Raw genomic sequence first — 19,075 nt, 5'->3', positions numbered from 1 at the left:
AAATCAGGAGCAGGTCACGGCTTTGCCGTGCCGTCAGCTGCCCGAAGGATGCCCGGCAGCCCCGGGCATTTCCCTTAGCCGCAACGTGGGTTAGGGAAACAGGCAGCGGCAGCGCGGCGACTGATTTTTGTGTCATCAGTCTGAGTCCGGTTCGCGAGGGCCGGGCCGCCGGGATTATTCTTCGGCCAGGGCCTCGGCGAAACGGGCCCGCAAAGCCTGCAATTTTGCCTTGGCGTCCAGCAACTGCCCGGCGCGCTCCCGTTCGCGCGCCACCACTTCGGCCGGAGCGCGGCTCACAAAGCTCTCGTTGCTCAACTTCATGTTCACGGCTGTCACGTCTTTTTCCAGCTTGGCCAGTTCCTTGTCCAGGCGGGCCAGCTCACCGGCCAGGTCCACGGCCCCGCGCAGGGGCACGATGACCTGGCAGCCCTGGACCACGGCCGAGGCCGAAGCCTTGGGCGCATGCACTTCCGCGCCCTGTTCCAGGGATTCCAGACGGGCCAGGGTCGTCATCAGGCCCCGGTTTTCCTCCAGTAAAGCGCCCTGTTCCTCGTCCACGGGATGGAGCAGCAGGCTTACCTTGTGGCCGGGACTGATACCCAGTTCAGCCTTGATGGTGCGCACGGCCACGATCACGCCCTGGATCAGCTCCATGCGGCAGGCTTCTCTCTCACGCACGCAGCCGGGGCGCAGCGGCGGATAGGGCTCCAGGGCCAGATCCGTGGGCTGTTCCCCGGCGGACACGGGCAGGGCGCGCCAGATCTCGGCCGTGACAAAGGGCATGATGGGGTGCAGCAGCACCAGCAGTTCGCGCAGCACCAGCCAGAGCACATACCGGGCCGCGGCCTTGCGCGCGGGGTCGTCAGACTGCATGTCGGGCCCCATATCCGGTTTGATCAGCTCCAGATACCAGTCGCAGAACTCGTTCCAGAGGAATTTGTAGCCGAGCTGGGCCGCGTCATTGAAACGGTAGTCCGCAAGGGCCTGATCCATGTCCAGCTTGAGCATTTCCAGACGGTGCAAAATCCACTGATGGTGCAGGCCCCGCACATTTTCCAGACTCACGGGCGCGGGCGCTTCCTCCGGCAGATTCATCAGGGCGAAGCGCGCGGCGTTCCAGAGCTTGTTCACAAAGTGGCGATAGCCTTCGATGCGCTCTTCGGACAGGCGGATGTCGCGGCCCATGGCCGCGAAGGCCGTCAGCGTGAAACGCAGGGAATCGCAGCCGTATTTCTCGATCATGACCAGCGGGTCGATGACGTTGCCCGTGGATTTGGACATCTTGCGGCCCGTGGCGTCGCGCACCAGGGCGTGCAGATAGACGTCGTGGAAAGGCGGCCGCTTCATGAAGTGCAGGCCCATCATCATCATCCGGGCCACCCAGAAGAAGATGATGTCAAAGCCCGTGACCAGCACCGAGGTGGGGTACCAGCGCGCCAGCTCCCTGGTCTGTTCCGGCCAGCCCATGGTGGAGAAGGGCCAGAGCGCCGAGGAGAACCAGGTGTCCAGCACGTCCTCGTCCTGCTCCAGATGATCCGAACCGCACACGGGGCAGACGTCCGGGGCCTCCTCGGCCACGATCAGCTTGCCGCAGGCTTTGCAGGTCCAGGCCGGAATGCGGTGTCCCCACCAGATCTGACGGCTGATGCACCAGTCGCGGATATTGTCCAGCCAGTGATAATAGGTCTTGAGCCAGGATTCCGGGAAAATTCTGGTCAGTTCCGGCACGGCGGCGCGCGCGGCCGGGGCCATTTTGGTGGTGGCCACGAACCACTGGGTGGAGACGTGCGGCTCTACCACCGTATGGCAGCGGTAGCAGTGGCCCACGGCATGCTCCAGTTCCGCCACGTCCACAAGATCCCCGGCGGCTTCGATGTCGGCCACGATCCTGTCCCGGCACTCCTGCTTGGTCAGGCCCGCATAGGGCCCGGCCTCGGCTTTCATGACGCCGTTTTCGTCAATGACCTGCACGAATTCCAGATTGTGCTTTTTGCCCAGCATCCAGTCGTTGTGGTCGTGGCAGGGCGTCACCTTCAGCGCGCCGGTGCCGAACTCGCGGTCCACATAGCTGTCCGCGATGATCGGCACTTCGCGTCCCAGCACGGGCACACGCGCGGTCTTGCCCACCAGACGGGCGTAGCGTTCGTCCTCGGGATGCACGCAGATGGCCGTATCGCCGGGGATGGTTTCGGGCCGGGTGGTGGCGATGACGATGGAGCCCGAACCGTCCGTGAGGTGGTAACGCACGCTCCAGAGCCTGCCCCTGCTCTGCTCGTGTTCCACTTCATCGTCGGCCAGGGCCGTGTGGCAGCGCGAGCACCAGTTGATAATATAGTCGCCTTTGTAGATCAGGCCTTCATCATAGAGTTGCACAAAGACCTTGCGCACCGCCGCCGAAAGCCCTTCGTCCATGGTGAAGCGCAGGCGCGTCCAGTCCACGGAGCAGCCCAGAGCCCCGATCTGATCCAGGATGCGGTGACCGTAGTCCGCCCGCCACTCCCAGACTTTTTCCACAAAGGCTTCGCGGCCCAGATCCCGGCGGGTCTTGCCCTCTTTGGCCAGGGCCCGCTCCACCACGTTCTGGGTGGCGATGCCCGCGTGGTCCGTGCCCGGCACCCAGAGCACATTCTTGCCCTTCTGGCGGGCGTGGCGGCAGAGCACGTCGATGAGCGTCAGGTTCAAGGCGTGGCCGATATGCAGGGCTCCGGTGACGTTGGGCGGCGGAATGACGATGGAATAGGGCTCGCCGGGCGCGTCCGGGTCGGGCGTGAAGGTTTTTTCCTCTTCCCAGTGCTTGCGCCACCGGGCTTCCACGTCATGGGGCTCATAGCCCTTGGGGAGGGTATCGGCCATCTTGCTTTCTCCGTAAAAGGCGGCGATACTGCGCGCCTATGCAGCCCGCGCAGCCGATTTACATGTTATGGGACGCATCCCACATCTGGGGCCTCATGGCCTGGCGCGCGTTGCGCGCCCTGGGGCTGTCCTGCCGCCTGGTTAAGGGCCAAGAAATAGCCGAAGGCGCGCTTTTAGGCAAGCCGGGCTCTTGCCGGGCAAACGAAACCGCCGCCCCGCCCCCGTTGCTGGTGGTGCCGGGCGGCAACGCCAAGCTCAAGTCCCTGGCCCTTGGTGAAGCCGGACGCACGGCCGTGCGCGCCTATCTGGAGCAGGGCGGCGGCTATCTGGGCTTCTGCGGCGGCGCGGGCCTGGCCCTCAGCCACCGCGACCCGCGCGACGGCCTGCAACTCTGCCCCTGGTCGCGCGCGGCCTATCCCCAGCGCCTGCATCATCTGATTTCCGGCCATGTACGGGTGCGGGCCTGCGCCGGGGAAGAACTTTCGCCGCCGGGAACCGCCGGAAGCATGGACGGCGCGGCCCTTTCCCTGCCGGTCTGGTGGCCGGGGCGTTTCGCGCCGGAAAGGACGGAAGGAGTGCGGGTACTGGCGGCCTATGACGCGCCGGACGCGGATTTCTGGCTGGCGGATCTGCCCTTGCAGCGCATTCCGGCGCACGTCTTCGAGGCCTGGCAGGCCCTGTACGGCATCAATCTTTCGGCGGACTTCCTCACGGATCAGCCCCTGGTGGTCAGCGGCGCATACGGCCAAGGCCGCTACGTGCTGAGCTACTCGCATCTTGAAACTCCGCAGAGTCCGGACGCCAACGCCTGGCTGACCCATCTCCTGCGCCGCCTGGCGGCTCTGGAGCCCCGGCGGGATATGGTGCCGGGCTGGGAGCTGGGCGAACCCGTACCGGCCTGGCCGGACTACACGACGGCGATGCCATTGCTGGACGCCCTGCGCCGGACCCGCGCCCTGCTGGACCTGGCGGTTGAGCATCACCTCTTTTTCCGGCGCGCGCCCTGGCTCTGGGGCTGGCGCACGGGCCTGCCCGGCGCGGCCTGCAACAACCTGCACGCGGCCCTCTGCACGGCCGTGAATCTTGCGCCCTCTAGGGAGGCTCTGGAATACTGGCACGACGTTTGCGTCCGTTTCGCGGAGCTGAGCGCCCTGTTCGCCGCCGGGGCCGAAGGCTATCTGCTGGCCTGCCGCCTGGCCGAAACCCTCTCTCCCACCCTGCCCGACGCCGTGGACCAACGCGGCCTCGACAATCAGCGCGAAGCCCTGTTCGGGCACCCCATGCACGGCGGCGGCCTCATTGAGGAACTGCTGACCATCACGGAAGAGCTGATCTATCTCTCGCAGGAGGCGCGCCTCTGATCCCGCCGCGCCGTTCGATACGTCCTTAGGGTCAGCCTCATTGACATGCCGTCCGCGAAAAGCTGAATTTTTTCGGGCGGCAAGGCGCGAAACGGAAATCGGGCGACGCTGTTGTGTACTCCGCGAGGTCAATTTTCGCTGTGCAACGCCGCCGCACGAAAAAGGCGGCTTTGCGGCAGGCGGTTCAATGAGGGCTGCCCCTAAATCATGCCCAGACGCATGAACAGCCAGACAAAGCCGGTCAGCGTGAACATGCTCAGGGCATTGGACAGCACCGCCGTGAGCGCGGACTCCTCGGGCACGGCGCCGTAGACCTCGGCCAGGACAGTAACGATCAGGGCCGTGGCCGTGCCGCTCATGATCACGCCGATAGCCAGCCAGGCTCCGGAAATGCCCAGCAGCCACATGATGGCCCAGCAGAGCAGCGGATGCAGCAGCAGCTTGCAGGAAATCAGCCAGACCTGACGCAGCACGGCATGCCCTTCGGCCCGGTGCATGGCCAGGGCCAGTTTCTGCCGCAAGTCCAGCCCCAGGGCCAGCAGCATGCAGGGGGCCGCCGTATAACCCACCAGGCTGACGGTGCGGTCCAGCGGGGCCCAGAGCCCCAGACCGGACAAGGACAGGGCCGCCCCGGCCAGGGTGGCGAGCAGAATGGGATTGCCCAGGATGAAGACCCGCAGCAGCGCCACGGCTCCGGAGCGGGAGCCGCCGCCCCAGGCCGCCGCCCCGGCCAGCATATCCAGCCGGGCCTGGCCCATGATCATCACAATGTTGGTGGTCAGGGTGGCCAGACCCGCGATGAGCAGGGCCTCCTGATTGCCGGGCAGCAGATTGGTCACAATGGGCAGCCCCACAAAGGCGGTATTGCAGGCGCTGCAGCTCAGGGCGGAAATTACGGCCGGGCCCGCGCCCCGGCGGCAGAAGAGGCGGTCGCCCCAGTAGCCCAGAGCATAGACGATCAGCTGCGAGCCGATGACCCCGGCCCAGAAGCCGCCGTGGGCCAGGTCGCCGGGATGCGCGCCGGCCAGAATGTGCAGAATCAGCAGCGGCAGGGCAAGCTTGAGCACATAGACCCCCAGGACCGGGCCCGCGCTTTCGGGCAGCACGTCCCGAGCGCGCAGCAGCACGCCCATGCCGATGATCAGAAAAATGGGAACAACCGCGAACAGGGCTTCCAGCATACAGTCCTCCGTCGCGCCGCTTGCGCGTCGCGCAACCCGGCTGCCGCACTCCGTGGGGCAGCCGGACAACGGCGGGAATCATGGCTCCAAGCGGACGCCTTGTCCAGCAGAATCTTGTTTGATCAAACAAACAATACTTGCCGATACCCATGAAGCGTCTATACTCAAAATCTCCAGCCAGGCGGCAGGAGTGACCGCGTAACAGACATATCCAGAACCAGGGCAAAGCCGGCTTTGGGCTTCGCAGCTGTGGGGGATCGGCATGCTCAATGAAATGGTGAAAAATTACGGCAAGCTGGGCAAAGGCTTCAGCGCGCGCGACAATATCATCATCAAAGGCACCAAGGCCCTGCATCTGCTCGCGGCCACGGCCTGGGCAGGCGGCGCGCTTTCCATGCAGGCGCTCAGCTTTTTGCGGCTCTCCACCGACAATGCGGCCTTTGCCGCACAGGTGGCCCGGTGCCTGCATTTCGTGGACACCTGGGTTGTCATGCCCGGGCTTGCGGGCTGTCTGCTGAGCGGCCTGTTCTACTCCACCTGCACGTCCATCGGCTTCTTCAAGTTCGCCTGGATCGGCTATAAATGGCTGATCAGCCTCTGCGCGGGCTTCTGGGGCACCATGTTCTGGGGGCCGTGGGGCGACGATCTCATCGCCGTGCTCGTTCCGCTGGGCCTGGACGGGCCGCTCCGCTTCGTGCGGGCCTGCATTTTGCCGGAAAGCATGTGGGAAGGCGCGCTGCAGCTGACGGTCATCCTGTCCATGTGCCTGATTTCCGTGTACCGGCCCCTGTCGTTCCACCTCGCGCCGCACAGACCGGCGAGCACCGCCGGGCATCATTGAAGCATGTAATATTTGAAATGCTCCGAGGCGGCCGGAGAGCCTGTCGAGAGCATCTTGCCTCCCGGAGCCGGCGGACATGGCCGTTCCTGCCGCCCGGACGCGCGTCGGATTGGCGCTTGCATCTTGACGGAAGAGAGAGAACTGACTATTTGGCTAAAAAGCCAAAAATATAGCATGGACAAACATAAAAGATACATTGCGGCGCAAGCCAGAATATTCAAGGCGCTCGGGCATCCGAGCCGCCTGCTCATGGTGGACGCCCTGCGGGACGGCGAAAAATGCGTCTGCGACCTGCAAACCCTGGTGGGGGACGATATGTCCACGGTCTCCAAGCATCTTTCCGTGCTCCGGGAAGCGGGCGTGGTGGCCTCCGATAAAAGAGGCACAAACATCTATTACCGCTTGGCGATCTGCTGCCTGGAAACGTTTCTGTCATGCACCGGCGAACTGGTGGAAAAACGCGTCCTGGCGCAAATGGATATGCTGAACAAAGGGTAATTTTTTTACTCACAATATTGGCAATTTTGCCAATAAAGAAAATTAAGGGGGATAGCAAAATGTCAAAATGCTGTGCGGGCGCACCAGAAGAAAAACAGATGTTCCCTCCCTCTGCCCAGTGCGCTTGTCAAAAGCCCACAGCACCGCAATCCCCTTCCAGCCCGTCGCAAGTGAACAGAGCATGCTGTTTCGGAATCGGCATTGCTGCCCTTGGGCTGTGGTGGGCGGTCTATTCCGTCATTATGCCTCTTTCGCAATGGCTGACCTATGATCTTTTTTCTATCGGCAAGGGAACGCCATTGGGTGATTCCGTCGAATTCTTTTTCTATGACACGGCAAAGATCCTCTTGCTGCTCGTTCTTATGGTCTATGTTATCGGCTGGCTGCGGGCCGCGATGCACGTTGAGCGGGTCCGGGACTATCTGACGGGGAAAGGCCGGGGCATCGGCTATGTCCTGGGGGCAGGATTCGGGGCTGTTACGCCGTTCTGCTCCTGTTCCAGCATCCCTCTTTTCCTGGGCTTCACCACGGCCCGGATTCCCCTGGGCATAACCATGTCCTTCCTGATCACCTCGCCGCTGATCAATGAAATCGCCGTGGTCCTGTTGTGGGGACTTCTGGGCTGGAAGTTCACGGTCATTTATGTGGTGGTGGGCATGGTTGCGGGCATTGCGGGCGGAATCATCATGGACGCGCTTCGTGCGGAACGCTGGCTGCAACCCTTTTTGTTGGATGCCATGAAGAATGCGTCTGCCCGGGCAGCCGCTGTGGAAGCGGGCGAAGCTCCGAAGATGGGCCTCATGGAACGCCATGTGTTCGCCTATGCCGAAACGAGCAATATTTTCAAAAAAGTATGGCTGTGGGTTGTCGTCGGCGTGGGCCTCGGCGCCGCGCTGCACGGTTTTGTGCCGCAGGGGTGGTTTACGGAAAACCTGGGCGCGGGCCAATGGTGGTCCGTCCCCGCGGCCGTGGCTATCGGCATTCCGCTGTACACCAATGTCACGGGCATCATTCCGATAATGGAAAGCCTGCTGCTCAAGGGCCTGCCCCTGGGCACAACGCTGGCCTTCTGCATGAGCGCCGTGGCGGCCAGCCTGCCGGAAGTGCTCATGCTCAAGCAGGTTATGCGCTGGAAGCTGCTGGCGGTCTTTCTGGGCCTGCTGCTGGTTATCTTCACGCTTGCGGGCTGGCTGTTCAATGCCCTTCAGACAACCGTTTTTTAAGGCAAGGAGAGCGCCGTGATCATCAAGGTCGTCGGCACCGGCTGCGCCCGGTGCGCGGAAGCGGAAAACGTCGTCACCACCGCCGTCCGGGAAACGGGCGGCACGGCCGCAGTGGAAAAGGTCACGGACCTCAAGGAAATGATGCTGCTCGGCATCATTTCCACGCCCGCCGTGGTCATCGACGGCAGGGTCATCTGCGCCGGGCGCGTACCTTCCGGGCGGGAAGTGCGGGAATGGATCGCGGGAGGAGCCGACGGCGGGCGCTGACCATCCGGCGCCGCGCCGTCAGGCAATAAAAAAGCGGGCGGAGGATCCCGAGCGTCCACAGCCCCGGATCCTTCGCCCGCTCCGGCGAAACCAGCCGCGTCCGTTAGATCTTTCTGACTTCCGTATACCAGGCCGCCGCCTCGGCCAGCAGCTCGTTGGTGCGCGCGGCCAGAGCCTGCGGGTCCTTGAGGTAGCCGTCCAGCAGCAGGCTGGTGTCAAAGAGGCCCTGGGTCATTTCCGCCAGAGTCCTGTCCCGGCCGTCGGCCTTGAACATGCGCAACATGTTGCGCAGCAGGGGATGATCCCGGTTGACCTCCAGAATCTTGACCGGCAGGGAGTCGTCCTTCTGCATGACCTTGAGCAGTTTTTCCATGGACGAGCTCATGCCGCCGTCGGCCGAGACCAGCACGGCCGGGCTGTCGGCCAGGCGGTGCGACACGCGCACGTCCTTGACCTTGTCGCTCAGAATTTCCTTCATCCGGGCCAGCAGTTTGTCAAAGGAGGCGTTGTCCTCCTCGGAAAGGGGCGCGGCGCTCTCTTTTTCCGGGGCTTCCTTGTCCGCGAAGGAGGTCAGGGCGTCGTCCGCCGCGCTTTCGGCGGATTTGAAGTCCCATTCCTTATACTTGCCCAGGCCTTCCATGACGAACTCGTCCACGGGCTCGAAAAGATAGAGCACTTCAATGCCCTTCTTGCGGAAGAGCTCCATGTGCGGGTTGAGACGCGCGGCCTCGCGGTTGGGCGCGGCCACGTACCAGAAGGTTTTCTGGCCCTCGGGCGCGCGGGCCATATATTCGTCCAGGCTGGTCAGGGCCTCGGCGTCGGCCAGAGCCGAGGAATTGAAGCGCAGCAGGGCGCTGACCCGCTCCCGGTTGGGGAAGTCGTGGTAGCCCAGCTTGAAGATCTTGCCGTGCAGCCGCCAGAAGCGGTTGTATTTCTCCACGTCGTCCCCGGCTATTTTTTCCAGATGGCTCAGGGTCTGCTTGACGATGACCTGGTTGATCTTGCGCAGCAGCACGTTTTCCTGCAGCGTTTCGCGCGAAATGTTCAGGGGCAGATCCTCGGTATCCACCACGCCCTTGAGGAAAGCCAGGTATTCGGGGATCAGCTCCTTGTTGCGGTGCTGGATGAGCACGCGCCGGGCGTAGAGGTCCAGACCCCAGAAATCGCGGTCCGCGCCGAAGAAATCCTGGCTGGAGTCCGGAATGTACAACAGGGCGTTGAACTGCACCGGCGCGTCCACGGCGATGTGCTGCACGTCCAGGGGATCCTTGGCGTCATAGGTCAGGGCCTTGTAAAAATTGTCGTACTGTTCCTTGGTCACGCCGGATTTGGGCTCGCGCCAGAGCGCGGGCTGGGTGTTGATGCGCTCGCCGTCCACAAACACCGGGAAGGGCACAAAGGCCGAATGCTTGCGGATGGCCGACTCCACCCGGAATTTTTCCAGAAATTCCACGGCGTCGTCCTTGAGGTGGGCCTTGACCACGGTGCCGCGCCTGGGCTCTTCGGCGTCGGAGGGCGCGACGCTGTACGAGCCCAGGCCGTCGCTGATCCAGACATACGCCTGGGCGCCCTCTTCAAAGGCCGGGCGCGAGGTCACTTCCACCTTGTCCGCCACCATGAAGACCGAGTAAAAACCCACGCCGAAACGGCCGATGATGTTGGCCGCGTCGGCCGCCGCAGCTTCGGCTTCAGCCGCGCCGTCGCCCTTGCCGTTGCTCATTTCCTTGCGGGTCCGGGACTCGGCGGCCAGACCGGCCAGAAATTCCTCGGAGCCGGATTTGGCGATGGTGCCCAGATTGTCGGCCAGTTCCTCGGCGGTCATGCCCAGACCGGTGTCGGCAATGGTCAGGGTTTTGGCATCCTTGTCGATGCTGATCCGGATTTCCAGGGGCAGCTCCGGTTCGCGCGGGCTTTCGCCCCGGTTGATGCGGAAGCGCAGCTTGTCCAGGGCGTCCGACGCGTTGGAGATAAGCTCGCGCAGAAAAATTTCCCGGTTGGTGTAGAGGGAGTTGGTGAGAATATGCAGAACTTTGCGCACTTCGGCGCGGAATTGACGGGTCTTTTTGCCGGCTTCGGCCATGACGAACCTCCTGAAGAAAATTACCCGTAACATAAGGCCGGTCCGGACCGCGTCAAGGGCAAACCGATATTGGTAACTCCTTGCCTTTTAACCGGGATCGGGCTATCAGCCTAAAAGAAGTCTTTAAGGAGGGCTTATGGACGTCGTGATGCTTTCACGGCTGCAATTCGCTGTGGCCGTTTTTTTCCATTTTATTTTCGTTCCCCTCACCTTGGGGCTTTCCGTGATTCTCGCCTGGATGGAAACACGCTATGTGCGCACCGGCGATGAAATCTGGAAACGCCATGCCAAATTCTGGGGCAAACTCTTTCTCATCAATTTCACTCTGGGCGTGGTGACCGGCATCACCCTGGAGTTCCAGTTCGGCACCAACTGGGCGCGCTACTCCGAGTACGTGGGCGACATTTTCGGTTCGCTGCTGGCTATTGAAGCCACGGTGGCCTTCTTTCTGGAATCCACCTTTCTGGCCGTCTGGCACTTCGGCTGGAACAAACTGGGCAAAAAGGCCCACTGCGCCTGTATCTGGCTGGTAGCCATCGCGGGCAACCTTTCCGCGCTCTGGATCATCCTGGCCAACGGCTTCATGCAGCATCCCGTGGGCTATGTGATCAACGAGGCCGCCGGGCGGGCCGAGCTTTCCAACTTCTGGGACGTGGTCTTCAACGGCTACGCCTGGGGCATGTTCGCCCATACCGTTCTGGCGTCCTGGGCGCTGGGCGGCTTCTTTGTGCTGGGCGTCTCGGCCTGGCATCTGCTGCGCAAGAGCGATACGGATTTCTTCCGCGCCTCCTTCAAAATGATAGCGCCCTATACGCTGATTCTGACGATCATCCTCTGCCTTTCCGGCGACCAGCAGGGCAAGGCCGTGGCCGAATACCAGCCCGCCAAGCTGGCGGCCATGGAATCCCACTGGGAAACCGCCCGGGACGTGCCGTTTTATCTGCTGGTCTGGCCTGACCCGGAAAACGAACGCAACAGCGTGCAGGCTCTGGGCATCCCCGGCCTGCTGAGCTGGATCGCCTACGAACATACGGACGCGGAAGTCAAAGGCCTCAAGGACTTTCCCAAGGAGGACCGGCCGCCGGTTACGCCGGTATTCTGGTCTTTCCGCCTGATGGTGGCTCTGGGCATGCTTTTCCTGCTGCTTTCCCTGGCCGCCACCTTGCAGCGCAAGCGGGAGATGCCCTGCCGGGGACTGCTCAAGGCCCTTGTCTGGAACATCCCTCTGCCCTACATCAGCATCATGCTGGGCTGGGCCGTGGCGGAAATCGGCCGCCAGCCCTGGATCGTCCATGGCCTGATGCGCACCACCGACGCAGTTTCCCCGGTACCGGCGGAGAATGTGGCCATTTCGCTGGGGGCCTTCATTGTGGTCTACTCGCTGCTGGGCGTCCTGGATATTTATCTGCTGCGCAAATACGCGATCAAGGGCCCCGACGCCCAGGAGGCATAATCATGTTGGAAACCATCTGGTTCGTGCTCTGGACCCTCCTCTGGGCAGTGTACTTCGTATTGGACGGTTTTGACCTGGGGCTGGGCACCCTGCTGCCCTTCCTCGGCAAAACCGAAGAGGAACGCCGGATCATGTACAACGCGGCCGGTCCCTTCTGGGACGGCAACGAAGTCTGGCTGATCTCGGCCGGCGGCGTGACCTTCGCCGCTTTTCCCAAGGCCTACGCGGTGATGTTCAGCGCGCTGTACGCGCCTCTGCTGATCCTGCTCTTCGCCCTGATCTTCCGCGCCGTGTCCTTTGAATTCCGCAACAAGGTGGAAAGCGCCGCCTGGCGTTCCCTCTGGGACGGCGTGCACTTTCTGGCGAACCTGATACCCAGCCTGCTGCTGGGGGTGGCCTTCGCCAACCTGTTCATGGGCATTCCGGTGGACGCCCAGGGCGTCTACCACGGCAGCCTGCTGGGCCTGCTGAACATCTACGGCCTGGCCGGCGGCGTGTTCTTCGTCTGCATGTTTGTGCTGCACGGGGCCATCTGGCTGGCCGTCAAGAGCGAGGGCGACCTGCAGACCCGCGCCCTGGCCGCGGCCACCTTCGTCTGGCCCATCATGCTGGCTCTGCTGGTGGTCTTCCTGGTTCTGACCGCCTTTTACACCAAACTGTACGACAACTACCTGGCCATGCCGGCCCTCTTCATCCTGCCCCTGCTGGCACTGGCGGGCCTGCTGGGCGCGCGCTGCATGCTCAAGCACGGCAAGCTGTGGCTGGCCTGGGGCTGCAGCGCCCTGTTCATCCTCGGCGTTACCTTCTTCGGCGTCATGGGCATGTTCCCGGGCATGATCATCTCCTCGCTGGACCCCGCCGCCACGGTGACGGCCTTCAACGGCTCTTCCAGCCCGCTGACCCTGAAGATCATGCTGGGCGTCGCCCTGGTCATGGTGCCCCTTGTGCTTGTGTACCAGTTCTGGGCTTACCGGCTCTTCTCGCATCCGGTGACGGCCAAAGACCTGGACGACCACGCCTACTAGGCCATACCGGCCTGCGCATTGTCCTTCAACAAGCCGCGCCGGAGTAACCGGCGCGGCTTTTTACATACGGAGTCGCACATGAAAAAACGTATTCTCCCCGCCCTGCTTCTGGCCCTGTGTCTGGCCGGACTGACGGCCTGCGCCCCGCGCCACAGCGCGCCCCTGACCTTTGAGGAACAGCAGGCGCTGGCGGCCAAACAGCAATGCAGCGAGGAAGCCTCGGCCATGAACAGCGAAGGCCCGCACAATTCCAGCAATCCGTTCTGGAGCTCGTATTTCGAGATGTGCATGCACCGCCTGGGCGTGACCGACGCCGAACTGAAAAAAATGTGGTATTGAGGAAAGTAGTGCGGCGGCCACATGACGGCAAGGATGCGCGCCCGTGAGCCTCATGGCTTTCTGGGGCCTGTTTCTGGCCGCCTTTGTGGCCGCCACCCTGCTGCCCGCCCAGTCAGAGCTGGCCCTGGCGGGACTGCTGGCCGCCGGGCACAAACCCGTCTGGCTGCTCGTGGCTGTGGCCACGGCGGGCAATACCCTGGGTTCGGCCGTCAACTGGCTGCTGGGCCGCTGCTGCGCCCGCTTTCAGAACGAACGCTGGTTTCCGGTCAAAAAAGAAAAGCTGGGCAAGGCCCGGGCCTGGTACCGCGCGTACGGCCGCTGGTCCCTTTTGCTGAGTTGGGCGCCGGTCATCGGCGATCCGCTGACCCTGGTTGCCGGGCTGCTGCGGGAACCCTTTGCGTCCTTCATCCTGATCGTGGGCCTGGCCAAACTGGCCCGCTATCTCGTAGTGGCGGGCCTGGTCCTGCCCTGGGCCGCATAAGACCATCTTGAACAAACAGCAAAAGCCCCTTTTCCCGGCATGGGAAAAGGGGCTTTTATGTCGGATGCGCGTCAAAAACTATTTCTTGCCGTTCTTGGGCGCGGCGACCTTGTCCTTGGACTGGTCCTTAGAAGACTGATCTTGCGCCTTTTCCGCGGCCTGATCCTTGTCCTGCTGCGCGGGAGCCTGGGCGGCCTCGGGCGCGGCGGGTTCGGGCAGCGGCTTGAAGTCGATCTTCTGCTTGTTCACTTCCGCGATGACGGCCGTGGTCACATCCGCCTTGGGATTGAAGGCGGCGGCCACTTCGGCGCTGATGATAACGTCGTAGCCCTGCTGCTCGCGGTAGGTGTTCAGCACGCGCTGAATGGTGTCATAGAGCAGGTTGACCACATTCTGCTGTTCAGCCTGCATGCGCTGCTGCGCCGTCATGTACACGCTCTGCAGCTCTTTCTGGGCGGCCTCGTCCTTGGGATCTTTTTCCAGGCGGGCCTGAATGGCATTGAGTTTGTCCTGCATCCCGGCCTGAAGGCCTTCCAGGAATTTCACGCCGGCCTTGCCCGGCTCGCTGTCGCGCATGATGCGCGCCATATCCACGACCGCCAGTTTGGGTTGGGCGTCTTTGGTTTCCGTCTGCTGGCAGGCCAGCAGCATGAAGCTCAACACAAAAACCAGCGGCATAAAAAGACGGATTCGCATGGTAATGAGCACTCCTCTCAAAACGTTGTTGCCTCTGGATACGTGTTTTTCGCGCCCAGCTCAACAGTTTTTTACCCGCGCGGGCTTTCTGTCCGCCGGGACGGCCCTCAGCGCAGCTCCGCGTACTGCCCCTTCATCCGCCGCACTTTGGCCACATAGAAGCGCGTTTCACGCACCGGCAGGCGCGCGGTCAGATCCTCGTACAACTGCTCGGCGCTCAGGGCGTTGATCCGCGCCACGGCCTCCTCGCCGGTTTTGCCGTAAAGGCGCAGAAAACGGTTGGGCCCCATGTTGTAGGCGGCCACGGCGCAGTATTCGCGCGCCAGGGGATCGCTTACGTCCCGGAAGTAGCGGGTCAGCAGGATATGCAGATACGCCGTGCCGTAGCGGATATTGATTTCGGGCACGCGCAGCTCGTCAAAACTCACGTCGCCGGGACGACCGTAGAGAAAACGGTGCACTTCGTCGCTGGCCGTGCTGGGCAGAAGCTGCATGAGGCCCATGGCCGACTTGTCGCTGACCAGGGTAGGTGAAAAGTCACTTTCACTGTGGATGATGGCGTAGACCAGTTCGGTACTGAGATTATAGCGGCGGGCGAAGTTTTCCACCAGTTGCTGGTAGCGCCGGGCCCGGGCGAACAGGCCGCCGCCGTCAAAATACGTGTCTTCCGGCAGCATGGCCTCCGCCGCCTTCCGGCCGCTGTCGGTCGGGCGCGGATTGACGGGCGTGTAGCCGGAAAGCAGGGTTTCCGCCGCCTGCCAGCGCAGGGGGCGGCCGCGCGTGTCCAGGGCGTCGCCGTACTGACGGGGCTGGGCCGTCACCAGCAGCGGCATGGATACGCCGTCCAGGGCCAGCAGGGGAGCGAGGTCCGCCGGCGCGGCCTCCTCGCCGAAGAGCAGGTCGTCGCCCGTATCCAGACGGACGCCGCTTTTCTCAAAGCTGATGATCTGGTCCGTGTCGGTCTGCCCGGCGCGGCCGGAGGGATCCGGATCGTCCGCTCCACTTCGTCGCACCGCGTCCGGAGACGCGGCGGGCAGGCGCACGGCCCAGAGACGCGTGCCGTCGCCGCGCGACACAATGGGTTCGGGCAAATCCTCGGGCCGCAGGCTGACCACATGCGCGCTGGCCCGGCGGCGCACCTCCGGTCCCTCGCTCTGGGGCACAAAACCCGCCAGCAGGCCCAGCAGAAGCAGGGCGCTTCCGAGGCTCAGCGAAAGGATGACAAGGGTTTTGCGGCGCAGCATAATGAATATCCTGGCTGGGGCATTGAAAAATTTCTTACATGAACGGCTCTTGGCATGAAGGCCCGGGAACCGCCGCGGCGGAGCTGCATCTCCTTTCTGCAATTCTTTTGCCATGCTTAAAAAAGATTGTTTTTCCAGTATGTTGCCTATGAAGAAAAATAATTCACAACCTTTCGGTCAAAAAAATGAATCCCATTGACCTGCTCCGTTTTCAGGACTAGACTGTTGACCTTTGGAACGGGCGTCCGCTGTTCCGCTCCCGCGCCGGGCGCGGGGGCGCGGCGCGGCAAACCATGCCGGTGGCAAAAGGCCGGGCTGATCGTGTCGCAACATTCACCGCAAGCCATTCGTGAGGAGATCGGGCGTCTTTTAAAATACGCCCCCCCTGAAATGCGCGTCGCCGTACTGGGAGTCATGCCAGCGGCCAAGCGCACCCTCGACTCCGGCTATCGCCCGGAAGTGCGTGGGGTGCCGCTCAAGAGCTGGCGCTGCCTGCTGCATCTGCTCTCCTCCGTGGCTTCCATGCAGAGCGATACCGAAACCCTGCTGCGGGTTTCCAACGATCTGCTGGGCATTGCCGACCACATGGCCCCGCCCGACGAAGTGCTGCGCCAGAGCGCGGAAATTCTGGTCCACGCCCTGCATGCCGAAATGTACGTCTGCCGCCTCAGGAATTCCAGGGGCGAATGGGTGACCCGCGCGGCGAACCACGTCAACGGCAAGAGCATCCCCATCGTGGCCCCGTACCTGGATGAGAACCTGCGCAGGCACCCGGTCATGAGCGCCATCATGGAAGGGCATGTCCGCTACGTGGTTTCCAACAACCTTCAGGGACTGGAGCGCGGCGGCGGCTCTTTCGACTGTGTGGTCTACAAGGAAGGCTACCGCTCGCGCCTGGCCTTTGTGCTGCGCGAACGCAACAACCGCCCGGCCTTCGGCCTGGTGCAGCTCTACACCAAGCGTGAATACGGCTTCGAGGCCTATGACGAGCGCTTTCTCGCCAAGTGCGCGCGCATCGTCTCCCTGACCGTGGGCCGCCGCGTGGCCGTGGCCCGCGACACCCTGGAAAAAGCCGCCGGGGCCATGGCCCATTACGGCAACAACGCCCTCAACGTCATGCGCAACCAGGCCGAATACTGCGGCGAGCTGGTGGAGGACATCGACGCCAACCTGACCCGCGCCCTGCGCATCTCGCGCGAGCTGATGGCCGAATTTCCCTCGGATTCGCGCGGCCGCCGCCTGGCCCTGGAGCTGGAAAGCATCCTGGCCCGCGCGGACCTCACGGAACTGGCCGGGCATCTGGGCGGCGTGCTGGAGGGCACGCGGCGCATGACCAGGATCATCAATTCCCTGAAAAAGTCCGTGGAACGGCCCCGCCTGATGCACTACGCCCTGGGCCACGACGTGCTCAAACTGGAAGACGACATCCGCCACGAGGATTGAGATGCACTTGCGCGCCCGTAGTTTTTTCCCCTTTCTGCCCACGCTGCAAAGCTACACGCGGGGGGATCTGCGGGCCGACATCATGGCGGCCGCCACCGTGACCCCCATGGCCATTCCCCAGGCCATGGCCTATGCCCTGATGGCCGGGGTGCATCCGCAGTACGGCATTTACGCCTGTATGCTGCCGGTAATTATGGCCGCGCTCTGGGGGTGCTCGCGCTTCATGGCGGCCGGACCCACCAATGCCATTTCCGTGATCCTGTTTTCAACCATGGCCACGGTCAGCGTGGGCGGCGCCACCCTGGCCAGCCTTCCCGAAGCGGCGCGCATGCCCTATATTTTCGCCCTGGCCCTGCTCTGCGGCCTGATCCAATTGGGCATGGGCCTTGCCCGCATCGGCGATCTGGCCAACTACATTTCTCATTCGGTCATGGTGGCCTTCAGCTCGGGCCTGGCCTTCCTGATCGCCGGAAGCCAGCTCAAAACCGCCCTGGGCCTGCCCGGCGCGCAGCCTTCCGGTTTTTTTCCCCAGCTCTGGCTGGTCATCGAGCATCTCGGGGAAGTAAACCCGTGGAGCCTGGGGCTGACCGCGCTGACCATTGCCCTGATCCTGATCCTCAACCGCGTGCTCTCGCGGCATTTTCCCTCCATCCTGGCCGCCCTGGCTCTGGCGACCCTCGCGGGCATGGTTCTGGACGTGCAGAGCAAGGGCGTGGCCCTGGCGGGCGCCATTCCCAGCATCATTCCGCCCCTTTCTCTGCCGGCCGCCTTCAGCCTCAGCCTGTTCAGGGATCTGTTCATGCCCGCCCTGGCCATCGCCCTGCTGGGGGCCGTGCAATCCCTGGCCATCGGCAAGCAGATGGCGGGCATCAGGGGAGACAAGTTCGACGGCAGCCAGGAGCTCATCGGCCAGGGCCTCGCCAACATCGCGGCCGGGCTGACCTCGGGCATTCCGGGCTGCGGCTCCTTTACCCGCAGCGCGCCCATGGTTGCGCTGGGCGCGCGTACCCGCATGGCTTCCGTGTTTTCCGGCCTGCTGGCCCTGCCCATGCTTTTTGTGCTGGCCCCCATGATCAGCCGCCTGCCCATGCCCGCCCTGGCCGGGGTCTTATTGCTCATCTCGGTGCAGACGCTTGACCCGCGCGCCATCCGCCTCTGCCTAGTGGCCACGCGTGTGGACCGCGCCGTGCTGCTGCTGACCTTTGCCGCCACCCTGCTCCTGGATCTGGAACAGGCCATTTTCGTGGGCGTACTGGTTTCGCTGCTGCTCTATATTTACAAGACCTCGCACCCGCGCGTGCTCCGGCTGCGGCCCGACGACCCCCTGCTGCGCAACGCGCCGCCGGACATGCCGCCGGGCATCGCGGTCTATCTCATTGAAGGCACGCTTTTCTTCGGGGCCATTCACGAACTGGAGCGCCAGCTTGAGGAGGAAGATCTCGAGCCCGCCCGCCTGGTGGTCCTGAGCCTGACCAGGGTCTTCTGGCTGGACGCCTCGGGCGCCCACGCCCTGGAACAATTCGTGGAACGCTGCTACGCCCGCTCCCTGCCCGTGATTCTGGTGGTGGGCAGCCGCAACGTGCGCGATATTCTCCGGCGCACCGGCATCCTGGAGCATCTGAGCGCCGGTTTCGTGGCCGACACCATGGATCAGGGCCTGCAACTGGCCTCCAACCTGCTGCAACGGATCACCTGCCGGGGCGACGCCTGCGAGCTGCCGTCCGCCGCTCAGCCCCGGAAAACGGCCTCCGGGCCTTCCCCCACAGCGAGGTGACTATGCGCGCCGCCAGATTCTTTCCCTTTCTGGATACCCTGAAGACCTACACGGCCCGCGATTTCCGGGCGGATTTCATGGCCGCGCTGACCGTGACGCCCATGGCTATTCCCCAGGCCATGGCCTACGCCCTCATTGCCGGAGTGCATCCGCAATACGGCATTTACGCCTGCATGCTGCCGGTGATCGTGGCCGCGCTCTGGGGTTCGGCCCGCTATCTGGCCGCCGGTCCCACCAACGCCATTTCCATGGTGCTCTTTTCCACCATGGCGACGGTGAGCATAGGCGGCACGCTGCTTTCCACCCTGCCCGAAGA

Annotated in this window: 17 protein-coding genes; 12 read left to right on the top strand and 5 right to left on the bottom strand. The window is 63.3% G+C overall.

Features of this window, described 5'->3' with window-relative positions; genetic code table 11:
- Positions 1-174: 174 nt before the first annotated feature.
- Entirely contained in the window at positions 175-2,853 is a 2,679-nt protein-coding gene (locus KH208_RS00085) for a valine--tRNA ligase (RefSeq protein WP_291432819.1), read from the bottom strand.
- Positions 2,854-2,915: 62 nt separating this feature from the next.
- Between KH208_RS00085 and KH208_RS00080 the strand changes: the two genes are divergently transcribed.
- On the top strand, positions 2,916-4,214 hold the full coding sequence (locus KH208_RS00080) for a hypothetical protein (RefSeq protein ID WP_367114928.1): 1,299 nt from the start codon (positions 2,916-2,918) through the stop codon (positions 4,212-4,214).
- Between the two features lie 200 nt (positions 4,215-4,414).
- Here KH208_RS00080 and KH208_RS00075 read toward each other — a convergent pair whose 3' ends face one another.
- Entirely contained in the window at positions 4,415-5,395 is a 981-nt protein-coding gene (locus KH208_RS00075) for an AEC family transporter (RefSeq protein WP_291432817.1), read from the bottom strand.
- A gap of 262 nt (positions 5,396-5,657) precedes the next feature.
- Between KH208_RS00075 and KH208_RS00070 the strand changes: the two genes are divergently transcribed.
- The 4 genes from KH208_RS00070 to KH208_RS00055 all read left to right on the top strand — a co-directional run bounded on the left by KH208_RS00070 (position 5,658) and on the right by KH208_RS00055 (position 8,224).
- Positions 5,658-6,236 carry a hypothetical protein gene (locus tag KH208_RS00070; RefSeq protein WP_291432816.1) on the top strand — a complete coding sequence of 193 codons (579 nt, stop codon included), beginning with the start codon at positions 5,658-5,660 and terminating at the stop codon, positions 6,234-6,236.
- Between the two features lie 174 nt (positions 6,237-6,410).
- On the top strand, positions 6,411-6,734 hold the full coding sequence (locus tag KH208_RS00065) for a helix-turn-helix transcriptional regulator (protein WP_291432815.1): 324 nt from the start codon (positions 6,411-6,413) through the stop codon (positions 6,732-6,734).
- Positions 6,735-6,976: 242 nt separating this feature from the next.
- Positions 6,977-7,957 (top strand): permease, encoded by a 981-nt coding sequence (locus KH208_RS00060; RefSeq protein ID WP_291432814.1) that lies wholly within the window; start codon positions 6,977-6,979, stop codon positions 7,955-7,957.
- A 15-nt stretch (positions 7,958-7,972) separates the two neighbouring features.
- Positions 7,973-8,224: a thioredoxin family protein gene (locus KH208_RS00055; RefSeq protein ID WP_291432813.1), complete on the top strand. Its 252-nt coding sequence runs from the start codon at positions 7,973-7,975 to the stop codon at positions 8,222-8,224.
- 103 nt (positions 8,225-8,327) lie between these two features.
- On the opposite strand, the gene htpG is transcribed toward KH208_RS00055, so the two are convergent.
- Positions 8,328-10,304, bottom strand: a complete 1,977-nt coding sequence (gene htpG / locus KH208_RS00050; RefSeq protein WP_291432812.1) for a molecular chaperone HtpG — start codon at positions 10,302-10,304, stop codon at positions 8,328-8,330.
- A gap of 136 nt (positions 10,305-10,440) precedes the next feature.
- Between htpG and KH208_RS00045 the strand changes: the two genes are divergently transcribed.
- From KH208_RS00045 to KH208_RS00030, 4 genes are all read left to right on the top strand, one after another.
- Entirely contained in the window at positions 10,441-11,757 is a 1,317-nt protein-coding gene (locus KH208_RS00045) for a cytochrome ubiquinol oxidase subunit I (protein WP_291432810.1), read from the top strand.
- 2 nt (positions 11,758-11,759) lie between these two features.
- On the top strand, positions 11,760-12,782 hold the full coding sequence (cydB, locus tag KH208_RS00040) for a cytochrome d ubiquinol oxidase subunit II (RefSeq protein WP_291432809.1): 1,023 nt from the start codon (positions 11,760-11,762) through the stop codon (positions 12,780-12,782).
- 78 nt (positions 12,783-12,860) lie between these two features.
- On the top strand, positions 12,861-13,121 hold the full coding sequence (locus tag KH208_RS00035) for a hypothetical protein (protein ID WP_291432808.1): 261 nt from the start codon (positions 12,861-12,863) through the stop codon (positions 13,119-13,121).
- 52 nt (positions 13,122-13,173) lie between these two features.
- Positions 13,174-13,602, top strand: coding sequence for a YqaA family protein (locus KH208_RS00030; RefSeq protein ID WP_291432889.1), 429 nt, complete (start codon positions 13,174-13,176; stop codon positions 13,600-13,602).
- Between the two features lie 78 nt (positions 13,603-13,680).
- On the opposite strand, the gene KH208_RS00025 is transcribed toward KH208_RS00030, so the two are convergent.
- Positions 13,681-14,298 carry an OmpH family outer membrane protein gene (locus KH208_RS00025; protein ID WP_291432807.1) on the bottom strand — a complete coding sequence of 206 codons (618 nt, stop codon included), beginning with the start codon at positions 14,296-14,298 and terminating at the stop codon, positions 13,681-13,683.
- Between the two features lie 107 nt (positions 14,299-14,405).
- The gene (locus KH208_RS00020) at positions 14,406-15,542 is read right to left on the bottom strand and encodes a transglycosylase SLT domain-containing protein (RefSeq protein ID WP_291432805.1); all 1,137 of its coding nucleotides are present in this window, start codon (positions 15,540-15,542) and stop codon (positions 14,406-14,408) included.
- 414 nt (positions 15,543-15,956) lie between these two features.
- Between KH208_RS00020 and KH208_RS00015 the strand changes: the two genes are divergently transcribed.
- The 3 genes from KH208_RS00015 to KH208_RS00005 all read left to right on the top strand — a co-directional run.
- Positions 15,957-16,985, top strand: a complete 1,029-nt coding sequence (locus tag KH208_RS00015; protein WP_291432803.1) for a hypothetical protein — start codon at positions 15,957-15,959, stop codon at positions 16,983-16,985.
- Between the two features lies 1 nt (position 16,986).
- Positions 16,987-18,759, top strand: a complete 1,773-nt coding sequence (locus KH208_RS00010; protein WP_291432801.1) for a SulP family inorganic anion transporter — start codon at positions 16,987-16,989, stop codon at positions 18,757-18,759.
- A gap of 2 nt (positions 18,760-18,761) precedes the next feature.
- The coding region (locus KH208_RS00005) for a SulP family inorganic anion transporter (protein ID WP_291432798.1) at positions 18,762-19,075 on the top strand (314 nt) is incomplete at its 3' end.

The organism is Desulfovibrio sp., assembly GCF_018379785.1.
In the GTDB taxonomy this organism is placed as follows: Bacteria; Desulfobacterota; Desulfovibrionia; order Desulfovibrionales; family Desulfovibrionaceae; genus Desulfovibrio.
This window is presented reverse-complemented; position numbering and strand designations above follow the sequence as displayed.